Raw genomic sequence first — 15,000 nt, 5'->3', positions numbered from 1 at the left:
GCGCGGCTCACGACAGCCCCAGCGATCGCGCGATGAGCATCAGCTGCACCTCCGTGGTCCCTTCCCCGATCTCCAGGATCTTGCTGTCGCGGTAGTGGCGCGCCACCGGATACTCGTTCATGAAGCCGTAGCCGCCGTGAATTTGCGTGGCGTCGCGGGCGTTGTCCATCGCCGCCTCGGAGGAGATCATCTTCGCGATCGCCGCCTCCTTCTTGAAGGGCTTGCCCGCCAACATCTTTGCGGCCGCCTCGTAATACGCCGTGCGCGCCACGTGGGCGCGGGCCTCCATCCGGGCGATCTTGAAGCTGATCGCCTGGTAGGAACCGATCGGCTGGCCGAACGACTGGCGCTCCTTGGCGTACTTGACGCTTTCGTCGACACACCCCTGTGCGACGCCCGTCGCCAGCGCGGCGATCGCGATGCGGCCCTCGTCGAGGATGGACAGAAAGTTGGCGTAGCCGGTGCCGCGGGCGCCCAGCAGATGGTCCTCCGGGACGCGGGCGTCGGCGAAGGTCAGCGGGTGAGTGTCGGATGCGTTCCAGCCGACCTTGTTGTAGACCGGTTCGACGGTGAAACCCGTTGTGCCGCTGGGTACGATGATCGTCGAGATCTCCTTCTTGCCACCGGCGAGTGTTCCGGTGACCGCGGTGACGGTGACCAGCGAGGTGATGTCGGTGCCCGAGTTGGTGATGAACTGCTTGGTGCCGTTGATCGCCCACTCGCCATCGTCGAGCCGCGCGGTGGTGCGGGTGGCGCCCGCGTCGGAACCGGCTCCCGGCTCGGTGAGCCCGAAACCCGCGAGCGCCCGGCCCGCCGTCAGGTCCGGCAGCCACTTGTGTTTCTGCTCCTCGGTGCCGAACCGGTAGATCGGCATCGCGCCGAGGCCGACGCCGGCCTCGAGCGTGATCGCCACCGACTGGTCGACCTTGCCGAGCTCCTCGAGCGCCAGCGCCAGCGCGAAGTAGTCGCCGCCCATGCCGCCGTACTCCTCCGGGAACGGCAGGCCGAACAGGCCCATCTCGCCCATCTTGGCGACGACCTCGTACGGAAAGCTGTGCTCCTCATCGTGTTTGGCCGACACCGGTGCGACGACGGTGCGCGCGAAGTCGGCCACCGTGTCGCGAAGGTCCTCGTACTCCTTGGGCAGCGTCCCTGTAATGGATGTCGTCATGTCTCGTCCTTGCTTTCGCTTTCTTCACTGAGCCGGGCCAGCACCTGGTCCACCGTCACCTGGTCGCCGACGGAGACCAGCACCTCCACCCGCCCCGAAACCGGTGCGGCCAGCGAATGTTCCATCTTCATCGCCTCGACGACCACCACCACGTCACCTTCGGAGACCTCGGCGCCGGATTCGGCCTGCACGGCGATCACGTTGCCGGGCATCGGGCTCACGATCTCGGCCTGCCGCGCCCCTGCGGCGCGGTGGATCTTGTGCTCCTCGGCCTCGCGCAGGTGCCAGGTCCCCCGCTCGTCGGCGATCCACAGGTGCCGGTCGGCCTCGGCCCACCAGTACTCGCGTCGCGTCCCGTCCAACGTCACGCTGATGCGTGCGTCGTCAAGTTGCGCACGGGCGAAACGGATCTCACCGTCGCCGACCTGCACCCTGGCGGCCTCGGGGGTGCCCCAGACCGACACGGTCTCGCTGCGCAGCGGGGTCTGCATGTCGGTGCGCACCGGCGCCGCGCCCCCGCCGACCCGCCATCCGGTCGGCACCGCCCACGGGTCGCCCCCGGCGCGCCGGGCCAAGACCACCTGGCGGAACAGGCCGCCCGCGGCGAGCACGTCGTCGGGCGCCGGGGCCGGCGCGAAGTCCGCCAGCCGTGCGTCCAGCAGCGCGGTGTCCAGGTCGCCGGCGCGCACCCGCTCGTCGGCCAGCAGGAAGCGCAGGAATTCGACGTTGGTCTGCACGCCCAGGACCACCGTGTCCGCCAGCGCCCGATCGAGTTTCGCGAGGGCCTCCTCGCGGTCGTCCCCGTGGGCGATCACCTTGCTCAGCATCGGGTCGTAGTCGCTGCCGACCACCGTGCCGGCCAGCAGCGAAGAGTCCACCCGTACCCCGGCGCCGGACGGTTCGAACACCTGCAGCACCCGGCCGCCGGTGGGCAGGAACCCGCGGGCCGGGTCCTCGGCGTACACGCGGGCCTCGATCGCGTGCCCGCTCAATTCGATGTCGTCCTGGGCGAATCCGAGCTTCTCGCCGGCGGCGACCCGCAGCTGCCACTCGACCAGGTCGAGGCCGGTGACCGCCTCGGTGACCGGATGTTCCACCTGCAGGCGGGTGTTCATCTCCATGAAGAAGAATTCGCCGGGGCGGTCGGCCGAGACGATGAACTCCACCGTCCCGACCCCGACGTAGTCGACGCTGCGGGCTGTGTTGCAGGCCGCCGCCCCGATCCGGGCGCGCGTCTCGGTGTCGAGCAGCGGCGAGGGCGCCTCCTCGATGACCTTCTGGTGGCGCCGCTGCAGGCTGCACTCGCGCTCGCCCAGATGAATCACGTTGCCGTGCGTGTCGGCGAGCACCTGCACCTCGATGTGCCTGGGCCGCAACACGAACCGCTCGAGAAAAAGCGTGTCGTCGCCGAACGAGGAGCCGGCCTCGCGGCGGGCGCTCACCAGCGCCTCGCGCAGCCGCGACGGGTCCTCCACCAGCCGCATGCCCTTGCCGCCGCCGCCCGCCGACGGCTTGATCAGCACCGGATAGCCGACCTCGTCGGCCGCCGCGACGAGTTCGTCGTCGGTCAGGCCCGGCCTGGCCACGCCCGGCACCACCGGCACGTCGAAGGCGGCGACGGCGTTCTTGGCGGTGATCTTGTCGCCCATCACTTCGATCGCCCGCGCGGGCGGTCCCAGGAACACCACCCCGGCGCGCTCGCAGGCCGCGGCGAAATGCGCGTTCTCCGAGAGGAAGCCGTAGCCCGGGTGGACCGCCTCGGAGCCGGTGCGCACCGCGGCGTCGACCACCTTGTCGATGTCGAGGTAGCTGTCGCGCGCCGCGGCGGGGCCGAGCCGGACGGCCTCGTCGGCCTCGAGCACGTGTCGCGCGCCGGCGTCGGGGTCGCTGTAGACGGCGACCGAGCGGATGCCCAGCCGGCGCAGGGTCCGGATGACCCGCACGGCGATCTCGCCGCGGTTGGCCACTAAGACGGTGTCGAACATAGCCTCACATCCGGAATACGCCGTAGGAGACCGGTTCCAGCGGCGCGTGGGCGCACGCCGAAAGGGCAAGCCCCAGAACCGTTCTGGTATCGGCCGGATCGATGATGCCGTCGTCCCACAAGCGCGCCGTCGAGTAGTACGGGTTGCCCTGGTCCTCATACTGTGCTCGGATGGGCGCCTTGAACGCCTCCTCTTCCTCGGCCGACCACGGCTTGCCCGCCGCGGAGAGCTGCTCGCCGCGCACCGTGGCGAGCACCGACGCGGCCTGTTCGCCGCCCATCACCGAGATGCGGGCGTTGGGCCACATCCACAGGAAGCGCGGCGAATACGCCCGCCCACACATCGAATAGTTGCCCGCGCCGTAGGATCCGCCGATCACCACGGTCAGCTTGGGCACCCGCGCGCAGGCCACGGCGGTAACCATCTTGGCGCCGTGCTTGGCGATGCCACCGGCCTCGTAGTCGCGGCCGACCATGAAGCCGGCGATGTTCTGCAGAAACAGCAGCGGGATCCTGCGCTTGTCGCACAGCTCGATGAAATGGGCGCCCTTCAAGGCGGATTCGCTGAACAGCACGCCGTTGTTGGCGACGATGCCGACGGGGTGGCCGTGGATGCGCGCGAACGCCGTCACCAGCGTCTTGCCGTAGTGGGCCTTGAATTCGCTGAATTCGCTGCCGTCGACCAGTCGGACGATCACCTCGTGGACGTCGTAGGGCACGCGCGGATCCGGCGGCACGACGTCGTAGAGCTCGGTCTGCGCGTGCTTCGGTTCGATCGACGGCAGCACCTCCCATTGGCGGGCCTCGCAGAGGCCGAAGGTGGCCACGATCGAGCGGACGATGCGCAGTGCGTGCTCGTCGTCGTCGGCCAGGTGGTCGGTGACGCCCGAAACACGCGAATGCAGGTCGCCGCCGCCGAGTTCCTCGGCCGAAACGATCTCGCCGGTGGCGGCTTTCACCAGCGGCGGCCCGCCCAGAAAGATGGTGCCCTGCTCGCGGACGATGACGGCCTCGTCGCTCATCGCCGGCACGTAGGCGCCGCCCGCCGTGCACGAACCGAGGACCGCGGCCACCTGCGGGATTTCCTTGGCGCTCATGGTCGCCTGGTTGTAGAAGATCCGCCCGAAGTGCTCACGGTCGGGAAAAACCTCGTCCTGGCGCGGCAGGAACGCGCCGCCGGAGTCCACCAGGTAGATGCACGGCAGCCGGTTCTGCAGCGCGACCTCCTGCGCGCGCAGGTGTTTTTTGACCGTCATCGGATAGTAGGTGCCGCCCTTGACCGTCGCGTCGTTGGCGACGACCATGCACTCGCGCCCCGACACCCGGCCGATCCCGGTGATGATCCCGGCGCCCGGGGACTCGTCGTCGTACATGCCGTTGGCGGCCAGCGGGGCCAGCTCCAAAAACGGGCTGCCCGGGTCGAGCAGGCGATCCACCCGCTCGCGGGGCAGCAGCTTGCCGCGGCTGACGTGGCGCTCCCGCGCGCGCTCGTTGCCGCCCAACGCCGCGGCCGCCAGCTTGGCGTTCAACTCGGCGATCAGCCGCCGGTGTTCGTCGGCGAACGACGGCGCGGTTCTGACAGCAGTGCTCACGGCTGCCTCCCGGTCAGCGAAAGGGGCGGTTCGGTTTTGGCGAGCACCTCGTCGACGGACACCTCGGGGGCCGTCTCGACGAGGTGCAGGCCGTCGTCGCACACGTCGATGACGGCGAGGTCGGTGATGATGCGGTCGACACACCCCACGCCGGTCAGCGGAAGGGTGCACCGCTCAACGATTTTCGGGGTGCCGTCGCGTGCGGTGTGGCCCATCATGACGATCACCTTACGGGCGCCGTGCACCAGGTCCATCGCGCCGCCCATGCCCTTGACCAGCTTTCCCGGAATCATCCAATTGGCGAGGTCGCCGGCGGCCGAAACCTGCATCGCCCCAAGCACCGCGACATCGAGGTGCCCGCCGCGGATGATTCCGAACGAGGCCGAGGAGCCGAAGAACGCCGCGCCGGGCATCGTGGTGATGGTCTCCTTGCCAGCGTTGATCAGGTCGGCGTCAACATCCCCGGCCCGCGGATAAGGCCCGACGCCGAGCACCCCGTTCTCCGAATGGATGACGACGGTGACGCCGTCGGGGATATGGTTCGGAACCAGCGTGGGCATCCCGATCCCGAGGTTGACATATTGGCCGTCCTCGAATTCGGCGGCCACCCGGGCGGCCAGGCCCTCCCTCGTCCAGCTCACGGGCGCACCGTCACCTTCTCGATGGGCTTGGCGGGGTTGGGCACATGGACGACCCGGTGAACGAAGACGCCGGGGGTGTGCACCGCGGCCGGATCGATCTCCCCTGGCTCGACGAGGTGTTCGACCTCGGCGATGGTGATCCTGCCGGCCATCGCGCAGTCGGGATTGAAGTTGGCGGCGGACGCCCGGTAGACCAGGTTTCCGTGCCGGTCGCCCTTCCAGGCGTGCACCAGCGCGAAGTCGGTGCGGATCGCGCGCTCGAGAACGTAGGTCACGCCGTCGAATTCGCGGGTCTCCTTGGGGGACGACATCACCGCCACCGCGCCGGCCGCGTCGTAGCGCCACGGCAAGCCGCCGTCGGCGACCGGGGTGCCGACTCCGGCGGGCGTGTAGAAAGCCGGGATTCCCGCGCCACCGGCGCGCAGTCGCTCCGCCAGCGTGCCCTGCGGGGTCAGCTCCACCTCGAGTTCACCGGCGAGGATCTGGCGGGCGAATTCCTTATTGTCGCCCACGTACGAGGCGACGGCCCGGCGAATTCGCTTGTGGTGCAACAGCGCTTCCAGCCCCACCCCGTAGCCGCCGCAGTTGTTGGACACCGTCTCGAGGTCGCGGACGCCGCTGTCGACCAGCGCCGCGATGAGTGCCTCCGGGATGCCGCAGAACCCGAATCCCCCGACCGCCAAGGACGACCCGTCGGTTATGTCGGCGACCGCTTCGGCGGCACTCGCCACCACCTTGTCCATCGCCCAGCAGCCTCCGATTTCAGTTAATCTTCATTAACTCAGTGCGAGGATACCATCGCCCGCACCGCCGAGTCCAGGGCGCCGGCGGCGCTCAGTGCTGGTCACGCGCGAGCCGATAACCCGTGCTAAGTTAGTGGCGATTAACCGAACGGGCGAGACGGAGGGCGCCATGACGACGTCCGCGCCACAGCCCGATCTCCCAAATCGCCGCAGCCGGTTGAAATCCGATCGGCGCCAGCAGCTCCTGTCGGCCGCCGAGCGCCTCTTCGCCGAGCGCGGTTTCCTCGCCGTCCGCCTGGAGGACATCGGCGCGGCCGCCGGTGTCAGCGGCCCCGCGATCTACCGCCACTTCCCCAACAAGGAGTCGCTGCTTGTCGAGTTGCTCGTCGGAATCAGCACCCGCCTGCTCGCCGGTGCGCGGGATGCGCGGGCACGCAATGTCGACGCGGCCGCCGCGCTGGACGACCTCATCGACTTCCACCTCGACTTCGCGCTGGGCGAGCCGGACCTGATCCGCATCCAGGACCGCGACCTGGCACACCTCCCGGAAGCCGCCGAGAAGCAGGTGCGCAAAGCGCAGCGCCAATACGTCGAGGTGTGGGTAGGGGTGCTGCGGGAGCTCAACCCCAAGCTGGCCGAGGCCGACGCCCGGCTGGCGGCGCACGCGACATTCGGCCTGCTCAATTCGACGCCGCACAGCATGAAGTCCCCGGACGATTCGCGCGGCAAGGCCGCCGGTGCGGCGCGGTCGCGCGCCGTCATGCGGGCCATGACCGTCGCCGCGCTGACCGCCGGCCATCAGTGCCCCTGAATTTGGCATCAACAGGAAGGCGCTCACGCAGGGCCCGCGCTTAGGTACCCTGCAAGCCATGAGGTGGACATGAACGATCCACGTCGAACCGAGCGGTTTAGTCCCCCTCTATCGGGGTCAGGACCCGCCGGATCGCCGGGTTCTCCGTATCCGCCGCCCGCCGACCCGGCGTACGCCGACCAGACGGGGCCCTACGCATCCACCTACGGCGGGTACAGCCCGCAGTGGGCGTCGAACCTCAACGACACCAAGCAGCTCCCGGCGTACTGGCAACAGGAGCTGCCCCCGTCGGGCGAGGCGCCGGCCGGGGGCCTGCCTCCGCCGCCGCCCGTGGGCCCCAAGTCGTCGCGATGGTTGTGGTTGGCCGCCGGGGCTGCGGTGCTGTTGGTCGTCGCGCTGGTGATCGCGCTGGTCCTCGCCAACAACGCGATCAAGACACAGACCGCGGTCCCGCCGCTGCCCGCCATGCCCGAAACGAGCGAGACCCCGACGCCGACCCCGTCGACGCGGACGTCGCCGCCGTCACGCACCTTCCGGCCAGTGCCGCCGCCGACCGCGTCGGGCCCGCCGACCGACACGACCAGCCCGGGCGCGATGCAGGACGTCGTCTACAGCGTCACCGGCGAAGGCCGCGCGCTCAGCATCGTGTACATCGGCACCGGCGACGTCGTCCAGACCGAGTTCAATGTCGCGCTGCCCTGGACCAAAGAGGTCAGTCTGTCGAAGTCGGCCGCGCACCCCGCGAATGTCACCATCGTCAACTTCGGCCACGAAGTCAGCTGCTCCGTCACCATCGCCGGGATCCAGGTGAGCCAGCGCACCGGGGCGGGCCTGACGATTTGCGACGCGCGGGGCTAGATGTATAGCTAGGCCTGCGCGTGCTGTTGGCCGCGCGCCGGAACACGAACCGCCAGCATCGCCAGCAACCCGGCGATCAGGACCAGGCATATCCCGCCGACCCCGGCGCGCACGGCGCCGAACGCGTCGACGAACACCGAGAACAGCCACGGCGCCACGAACGACACCGCCCGCCCCGTCATCGTGTAGAGCCCGAACGCGACGCCCTCGCCGCCGTGCTTGGCCAGCTGCAGCAACAGGGCGCGCGACGACGACAGGGACGGACCGACGAACACGGCCAGCAGCAGTCCGCACAGCCAGAAGGCATGCGCGCCGGACGACGCCATCAGGGTGGCCGACACGGCGATGAGCGCCACCAGCGATCCCACGATGACCGGTTTGGATCCGATCCGGTGGTCGACGAACCCGCCGGTCACCGCGCCGATTGCGGCCACGACGCTCGCCGCCACGCCGAACACCAGCACATCGGCCTGCGACAGGCCGTATACGTTGACGCCGAGCACGGCGCCGAAGCCGAAGATGGCCGCCAGCCCGTCGCGGAACAGCGCGCTGGCCCCCAGGAAGTAGACCAGGTTGCGGTTGCGGCGCCATTCCGCGCTCACCTCTGCCCACAGCTTGCGATAGCCGCCGAGCATGCCGGTCGGACGCGAAGTCTCGCCGACGTCCGTCAGCCGGTGGGCGACAAACAGCAACGGCAGCGCCAGCACCGCAAACCACGCCGCGGTCAGCAGCATCGCCGTCCGGACGTAGAGTCCGTCATGGACGGGCACGTGCAGCAGCCCGCGCACCGGGCCGGTGCCGGAGATGAAACCGAAATAGACCAGCAGCAACAAAACCACGCTGCCGGTGAACCCTGCGGCCGCGCCCAGGCCGGAGATGCGGCCCGCCGTCTGCGGCGTCGAGACCTGACGCAGCATGGCGTTGTACGGCACCCCGGCCAGGTCGCCGCACGCGGCCGTGGTCGACAGCAGCACCAGACCCGCCCACAGATAGCTCGGGTCGTCGCGGATCAGGAACATCGAACTCGTTGAAGCGACGGCGAGACCGCTCAACACCGTGAGCGCCACCCGCCGACGGTGCGGGGCCTCTACCCATACCCCGACGAGCGGCGCCAACACCGCGATGGTCAACCCCGCGATGGCGAGCGAGCGACCCAGCCAACTCGCGGGTGACGTACCGCCGGACATGCCCGCTCCCACGCTGCCGGTCAGGTAGACCGAGAAGACGAAGGTCGCCACGATGGCGTTCATGCCCAGGGAGCCGCAGTCCCACAGCGCCCACGCCGCCACCTGCGATGGCACGGGTGCGCCCGGACGCTGACTCATGCCCCGAACTGTATAAGTCTCGTCGCTGTCTACCATTGGCCGCATGCCGGTACCAGCTCCCAGTCCCGACGCTCGCGCCGTTGTCACCGGGGCTTCGCAAAACATCGGCGCGGCGCTGGCCACCGAACTCGCCGCGCGCGGGCACCACCTGATCGTCACGGCGCGACGCGAGGACCTGCTCAACGACCTGGCGGCCCGGCTGACCGAGAAGTTCGGTGTGACCGTCGAGGTGCGGCCCGCCGATCTGGCCGACCCGACGGAACGGGCGAAGCTGTGCGACGAGTTGGCGGCCCGGCCCATCTCGATCCTGTGCGCCAATGCGGGTACCGCGACGTTCGGTCCCGTCGCGGGCCTCGACCCGGCGGGCGAAAAGGCCCAGGTGCAACTGAATGCCGTTGCGGTGCATGATCTTACGCTTGCCGTGCTGCCGGGCATGGTCGAGCGCGGGGCCGGCGGCATCCTGATTTCCGGTTCGGCGGCGGGCAATTCGCCGATCCCCTACAACGCCACCTATGCGGCCACCAAGGCGTTCGCGAACACCTTCAGCGAATCGTTGCGCGGTGAACTGCGCGGCTCCGGCGTGCACGTCACGCTGCTGGCGCCGGGCCCGGTGCGCACCGATCTGCCCGACGACGCCGAACGGTCGCTGGTCGAAAAGCTGGTGCCGGACTTCCTGTGGATCTCGACCGAGCACACCGCCCGCGTATCGCTGGATGCGTTGGAACGCAACAAGATGCGGATCGTCCCCGGCCTGACGTCCAAGGCCATGTCGGTGGCCAGCGGGTACGCGCCGCGCGCGATCGTGGCGCCGATCGTGGGCAGCTTCTACAAGAAGCTCGGCGGCGGTTAGGCGCTACTTTCGGCTGCCGCCGCCGCGGCCGAACTTGGCTCTGATGACCTCGCGGAGTCCCGTGTCAACGGCTCTTTGCACTTCCGGGTCGCGCCACAGCCGTTCCAGCAAGCCGGGCCCCTTCGGCTCGAAGGGCTCCGGCATGGCAGGGGGCACCGAGTCCGCGGGCACGGGCGGATAGCCGGACTGGGCCTGCGGAACTGGCGACCCGGCCTGGGGCTGCGCCGGTTCGTGTTCAACAGTTCGACCGTACTTCGCCTGCAGCGGACTGTTTTTGGCCGCCGCTACGATCTCCTCGGTGCCGATCGAGGCCATCAGCGACCGCGGGACTCGCATGCGGGTCCACGCGACGGGCGTCGGCGCGCCCTTCTCGGACAACACGGTGACGACGGCCTCCCCGATGCCGAGCGAGGTCAGCGCCGATTCCAGGTCGTACACATCGGTTTTCGGGTAGGTGCGGACGGTCTTGGCGAGCGCCGCCTGGTCGTCGGGGGTGAACGCCCGCAGCGCGTGCTGGACCCGCGCGCCCAGCTGGGACAGCACGTCGTTGGGTATGTCGGTGGGCAACTGGGTGCAGAAGAAGACCCCGACGCCCTTGGAGCGGATCAGCTTGACGGTCTGTTCGACCTGCTCGAGGAAGGCCTTGGAGGCGTCGGCGAACAACAGGTGCGCCTCGTCGAAGAAAAACACCAGCTTGGGCCTGTCGATGTCGCCGACCTCGGGCAGTTTGGCGTACAGGTCGGCCAGCAGCCACATCAGGAAGGTGGAGAAGATGACGGGCCGCACCGACTGGCCGCTGAACTCCAGCAGCGAGATGATGCCGTGCCCGCCGTCGACGCGCAGCAGATCCTGCGGGTCGAGCTTCGGCTCGCCGAAGAACGTGTCCCCGCCCTCGCCGGCGAGGTTGACCAGCGCCCGCAGGATGACCCCCGCCGTCGTCGACGACACCCCGCCCAGATCCTTCAGGTCGGCCTTGCCCTCGTCGCCGGCCAGGTGGCTGATGACGCCGCGCAGATCCCCCAGGGTGACCAGCGGTCGCCCGGCCTGCTGGGCCCAATGGAAGATCAGCCCCAGCGTCGACTCCTGAGTGGCGTTGAGCCCCAACACCTTCGACAACAGCACCGGCCCGAAGCTGTCAACGGTCGCCCGCACCGGCACGCCCACTCCCCCGGTGCCCAGCGACAAGAACTCCACCGGGAATCCGGCCGGCCGCCAGTCGTCGCCGGTGTCCTTCGCGCGCGCTGCGGTCTTGTCGTTGGCCTCGCCGGGGCGGGCCAGACCGGACAGGTCGCCCTTCACGTCGGCCATCAACACCGCCACGCCGGCGGCGCTGAGCTGCTCGGCGATCAGTTGCAGCGTCTTGGTCTTGCCGGTTCCGGTCGCGCCCGCCACCAGGCCGTGCCGGTTGACAGTCGCCAGCGGGATGCGAATCTGCGCAGTCGGGTCCGCCACGCCGTCGACGACGACCGTGCCCAACTCCAGCGCCTGGCCTTCGACGGCGTAGCCGTTGGCGATTCGCTGTGCGGGTGTCGCCGCTGAATCGGTGGTCATCGCTCGCCCTTCGTCCCGGTCGCAACGCTCACCCTACTTGCCGGGAGCGGGCGGGGGCAGGGCTCGCGCGGGCCCGATGCACGCCTACGCTGAGCGCTGTGCGCGACGAATTGGTGTGGATCGACTGCGAGATGACCGGGCTGGATCTGAGCTCGGACAAGCTGATCGAGATCGCGGTCCTGGTCACCGACGCCGAGCTGAACGTGCTCGGCGACGGAGTCGATGTGGTGATCCACGCCGAGGACGCCGCGCTGTCGTCGATGATCGAAGTGGTCGCCGAGATGCACTCGCGCTCGGGGCTGGTCGAGGAGGTCAGGGCCTCCACCGTCGACGTGGCGACCGCCGAGGCGATGGTGCTCGACTACGTCACCGCCCACGTCAAGCAACCCAAGACCGCACCGCTGGCGGGCAACTCGATCGCCACGGATCGGGCCTTCATCACCCGCGACATGCCAAAGCTGGACTCCTACCTGCACTACCGGATGATCGACGTCAGCTCGATCAAGGAACTCTGCCGGCGCTGGTACCCACGCATCTACTACGGCCAGCCGGCCAAGGGGCTCGCGCACCGGGCGCTGGCCGATATCCACGAGTCCATCCGCGAACTGCGCTACTACCGGCGCACCGCGTTCGTGCCGCCGCCGGGTCCGTCCATCAGCGAAATCGAGACCGTGGTCACCGACCTCCAAGGCCCAGCGAACGCCACGAGAGCAATCGATTCGGACTCCGAGCCACCGACCGGCTAGTATCGGTGGTCGCCGCTCATTGGCCGGATGCCGGCTCGCGGCAATGGTGGCTGTAGTTCAGCTGGTAGAGCACCAGGTTGTGATCCTGGGTGTCGCGGGTTCGAGTCCCGTCAGCCACCCCACCGCGTCAGAAGTGGTAGTTGGCCCCTCCACTTCCTGGCCCCCCTAGTCTCCGGGCAGTCCGAGCGACGTGCAGTTGACGTGAGCGTTCTGACCGGAGGCGGATTTTTGTTCCTTGACCGATCCATTCACGGTGATCTGGCAAGACACCTGCCGGCCGGTCGTGGTCCCGGAAACCGACAACGTGCCGTAGCTGTACGTTCCTCCGGACGGTGTCGTCGTAAACGTCAGGGACCACGGATTGGGCGGGTTGCTCACCAACTGCAGGTTGGCGGCCGCGTCGAAGTACGACACATCCGCCAGCGGGGCGTCCGAGTTCACGGTGTAGACGACGGCGTAGGCGGGAGGATCGGCCGCGGCTCCCGGGGCGGTCATCAGCGGGATCCCGGCTACCAGGGCAGCAACGGCGGCGCGTTGCGATTTCATCGGCAGATTTTAATCTTTTCCTACTCGCGGGCGGCGAATCGATTAACTGCGTTCATGGTCGTCGTTGCGCCATTCTCCGTGCGCGCGCATATCGTCTTCGTACGCCCGGGCTTCCGCCGCCATCTGCCGGTAAGCGGCGGCGCTCTCGGGGCTTGCGAACTGTTCCCCTACTTCGGCCGTGAGCAGCCGGACCAACTCCAGGACGAATTGCAGGTTCCGTCCGCTGTTCAGCGCGTCCTCGATCGAGTCGATCATGTCTTGGAACCGCATGTCGCTGTCGGCGGCCGCGGCTAGCGCGAGTGTCACGGCGGCGCGGCGGGTGTCGTCGGGCCAGATGGAATCGTCGTGCGGTGGTTTCATTTCCACTTCCTCCCATCCCGGGCGCCCTCAACCGGCGAGACGAAAGCCACGTCGATCGCTACCAAATCCGTTGCAGCGAAACAATGATGACCAAACCGCCGCCGCCAATGAACTTCCGCGCCGACTGGGCGTCTTCGCCGGCGAGCAGGTCGCGGTTCGAGTCGCCCGACTCAACCCAACGAGCCGGAGGACCCTTCGGCGGCCTGCCCGGGTGCCAGAGGCCGCTTCAGGGTGCAGACGATGCTCCACTCGAAATAATGATCCCCGCCGCTGTCGTACTCCTTGAACCGGCGGGCGACCTGACTGCGCTGCACCGAGGAGCCGACGATCTCCCAGCCCTGTTCTCCATAAACCTTCGACTGGCGACTCGCCTCGTCGATCACCGCCGCGAGGGACTCGTTCGTGTAGTGCACGAAGGTGGTTTCCCACCGCTGCGGATACCAGTTGCCGTCGGAGGCCAGCCACCACCCTGGCCCGGGCGAAGGAGTATTCATGGGCCGGCACCTTACGCCACACAGGTCGCCAATTCGTGAATGAAACGTGACCTGCGCCGAAAGCTCGTCAGGTGTCGGCGTTCCCGGCCTTCCACACCGGCCACGGGACGTTCCAGTCGCCCAGTCCCTCGGTGCCCGGCAGCGTCGGCCCCACAGTGTGGACGACCTCGACGATGTCGCCGCTCTTGCTGTGGTCGTAGAACCACTCCGCGTTGCTCGGGCTGACGTTCAAACACCCGTGGCTGGTGTTGGTGTGACCCTGCGCGCCGACCGACCAGGGCGCCGAATGCACGAAGACGCCGCTGTACGACATCTGCGTGGCCCACTCGACCTCGGTGCGATACCCGTTGGGCGAGTTGACCGGAACGCCATACGTCGACGAATCCATGATGATGTGCTTGAAGCGTCCACCGATGATGTAGACGCCGTTGGCGGTCGGGGTGCTGTCCTTGCCCATCGACGTCGGCATGGTCTTGACCACTTCGCCGTTGACCCGCACGGTCACCATCTTGGTGGTGTCGTCGGCGGTCGAGATCACCTCGTCGCCGATCGTGAAGTGCGTCTTGACGTTGTCCTCGCCGAACATCCCGTCGCCCAGATCGACGCCATAGGTGTTGACCGCCACGTCGATGGCCGTGCCCGGCTTCCAGTAATGCTCTGGGCGCCAACGCACTTCGCGATTGTTCAGCCAGTAGAACGCACCCTCGACGGGCGGGTTGGTGGTGATGACGATGGCCTTCTGGGCCGCGGCGCGGTTGGCGATGTTCTCGTCGAAGCGGATCGCCACGGGCTCGCCGATGCCGACGACCTCGCCGTCGCCGGGGTTGACGTAGGGCATCGTCAGGTGGGCCGGCGAGCTGGTCTGGAAGGTCATCTGGCGGGTCGCGGCGCCACCCAGGCCCAGCGCCTTGACGTTGAGCGTGTAGCGCCTGTTGTAGCCCAGCTGCTCGGTCGTCGACCAGCGCAGCCCGTCGGGGCTGAGCTGACCGCTGATCGACCTGCCGTTCTCGTTGACCATGGTGACCGAGCCGAGCACGCCGTCGGCGACGCTCACCGTCACCGGCGCATCCACGGTGACGCCGACGGCCCCATCGTTGACCGAGGAGGTCAGCTTCGGCACCAGCAGGTCGCCGAACGGCGTCCCCTTGTCGAAGATGACCTTCGCCGGCGCGGCGGTGTGGGTGCTGCTGCACGCAACGCCGACGACAGCAAACACGACCATGGCGGCAACCAGCCACGGTCGGCGTTTGCGCAAAGGGGTCATCGAGTGACCTTCCAATTCGATCGGCATCGTGTGGTCACCGCTGACCAGAAACAGTGGAAGCATT

At 68.4% G+C, this 15,000-nt stretch carries 15 protein-coding genes and 1 tRNA gene; 5 read left to right on the top strand and 11 right to left on the bottom strand.

Going from position 1 to position 15,000, the window contains the following annotated elements; translation table 11 throughout:
- Positions 1-7: 7 nt before the first annotated feature.
- Genes A5696_RS08225 through A5696_RS08205 form a run of 5 tightly spaced genes read right to left on the bottom strand, consistent with a single transcriptional unit; the run spans position 8 to position 6,131 of the window.
- A complete protein-coding gene (locus A5696_RS08225) occupies positions 8-1,171 on the bottom strand; it encodes an acyl-CoA dehydrogenase family protein (protein ID WP_067876162.1) in 1,164 nt (387 codons plus the stop codon).
- Positions 1,168-3,156 carry an acetyl/propionyl/methylcrotonyl-CoA carboxylase subunit alpha gene (locus tag A5696_RS08220; RefSeq protein ID WP_067876159.1) on the bottom strand — a complete coding sequence of 663 codons (1,989 nt, stop codon included), beginning with the start codon at positions 3,154-3,156 and terminating at the stop codon, positions 1,168-1,170. Before A5696_RS08220 ends, A5696_RS08225 begins: the two co-directional genes overlap by 4 nt.
- A gap of 4 nt (positions 3,157-3,160) precedes the next feature.
- On the bottom strand, positions 3,161-4,747 hold the full coding sequence (locus A5696_RS08215; RefSeq protein ID WP_067876156.1) for a carboxyl transferase domain-containing protein: 1,587 nt from the start codon (positions 4,745-4,747) through the stop codon (positions 3,161-3,163).
- Entirely contained in the window at positions 4,744-5,388 is a 645-nt protein-coding gene (locus A5696_RS08210; RefSeq protein ID WP_067876154.1) for a 3-oxoacid CoA-transferase subunit B, read from the bottom strand. The genes A5696_RS08215 and A5696_RS08210 overlap by 4 nt, the downstream gene beginning before the upstream one ends.
- Positions 5,385-6,131, bottom strand: coding sequence for a CoA transferase subunit A (locus A5696_RS08205; protein ID WP_067876152.1), 747 nt, complete (start codon positions 6,129-6,131; stop codon positions 5,385-5,387). Before A5696_RS08205 ends, A5696_RS08210 begins: the two co-directional genes overlap by 4 nt.
- A gap of 169 nt (positions 6,132-6,300) precedes the next feature.
- Here A5696_RS08205 and A5696_RS08200 point away from each other — a divergent pair, with 169 nt between their 5' ends.
- Together A5696_RS08200 and A5696_RS08195 are read left to right on the top strand one after the other, a co-directional pair.
- The gene (locus A5696_RS08200; protein WP_067876149.1) at positions 6,301-6,942 is read left to right on the top strand and encodes a TetR/AcrR family transcriptional regulator; all 642 of its coding nucleotides are present in this window, start codon (positions 6,301-6,303) and stop codon (positions 6,940-6,942) included.
- 69 nt (positions 6,943-7,011) lie between these two features.
- Positions 7,012-7,800: a hypothetical protein gene (locus A5696_RS08195; protein ID WP_067876606.1), complete on the top strand. Its 789-nt coding sequence runs from the start codon at positions 7,012-7,014 to the stop codon at positions 7,798-7,800.
- Positions 7,801-7,808: 8 nt separating this feature from the next.
- Here A5696_RS08195 and A5696_RS08190 read toward each other — a convergent pair whose 3' ends face one another.
- On the bottom strand, positions 7,809-9,125 hold the full coding sequence (locus tag A5696_RS08190; protein ID WP_067876146.1) for an MFS transporter: 1,317 nt from the start codon (positions 9,123-9,125) through the stop codon (positions 7,809-7,811).
- 43 nt (positions 9,126-9,168) lie between these two features.
- Between A5696_RS08190 and cmrA the strand changes: the two genes are divergently transcribed.
- The gene (cmrA, locus tag A5696_RS08185; RefSeq protein WP_067876143.1) at positions 9,169-9,975 is read left to right on the top strand and encodes a mycolate reductase; all 807 of its coding nucleotides are present in this window, start codon (positions 9,169-9,171) and stop codon (positions 9,973-9,975) included.
- Positions 9,976-9,978: 3 nt separating this feature from the next.
- On the opposite strand, the gene A5696_RS08180 is transcribed toward cmrA, so the two are convergent.
- Positions 9,979-11,526, bottom strand: coding sequence for a helicase HerA-like domain-containing protein (locus A5696_RS08180; protein WP_067876140.1), 1,548 nt, complete (start codon positions 11,524-11,526; stop codon positions 9,979-9,981).
- A 98-nt stretch (positions 11,527-11,624) separates the two neighbouring features.
- Here A5696_RS08180 and orn point away from each other — a divergent pair, with 98 nt between their 5' ends.
- Positions 11,625-12,272 carry an oligoribonuclease gene (gene orn / locus A5696_RS08175; protein ID WP_067876137.1) on the top strand — a complete coding sequence of 216 codons (648 nt, stop codon included), beginning with the start codon at positions 11,625-11,627 and terminating at the stop codon, positions 12,270-12,272.
- A gap of 46 nt (positions 12,273-12,318) precedes the next feature.
- Positions 12,319-12,394 (top strand) — tRNA-His (locus tag A5696_RS08170).
- 43 nt (positions 12,395-12,437) lie between these two features.
- Here the strand turns inward: A5696_RS08170 and A5696_RS08165 are convergent.
- The 4 genes from A5696_RS08165 to A5696_RS08150 form a co-directional block, all read right to left on the bottom strand.
- The gene (locus A5696_RS08165; protein ID WP_067876134.1) at positions 12,438-12,818 is read right to left on the bottom strand and encodes an MmpS family transport accessory protein; all 381 of its coding nucleotides are present in this window, start codon (positions 12,816-12,818) and stop codon (positions 12,438-12,440) included.
- 42 nt (positions 12,819-12,860) lie between these two features.
- Positions 12,861-13,178, bottom strand: coding sequence for a hypothetical protein (locus A5696_RS08160; protein ID WP_156738298.1), 318 nt, complete (start codon positions 13,176-13,178; stop codon positions 12,861-12,863).
- Between the two features lie 170 nt (positions 13,179-13,348).
- Complete coding sequence (locus tag A5696_RS08155; RefSeq protein ID WP_067876128.1) at positions 13,349-13,672, bottom strand: hypothetical protein; 324 nt, start codon at positions 13,670-13,672, stop codon at positions 13,349-13,351.
- A gap of 67 nt (positions 13,673-13,739) precedes the next feature.
- Positions 13,740-14,963 carry an Ig-like domain-containing protein gene (locus A5696_RS08150; protein WP_156738306.1) on the bottom strand — a complete coding sequence of 408 codons (1,224 nt, stop codon included), beginning with the start codon at positions 14,961-14,963 and terminating at the stop codon, positions 13,740-13,742.
- Positions 14,964-15,000: the final 37 nt, after the last annotated feature.

This window comes from Mycobacterium sp. E2699, from assembly GCF_001666745.1.
GTDB lineage: Bacteria > Actinomycetota > Actinomycetes > Mycobacteriales > Mycobacteriaceae > Mycobacterium.
The sequence above is the reverse complement of the archived record's forward strand: the minus strand, read 5'-3'. Positions and strand labels throughout refer to the sequence as shown.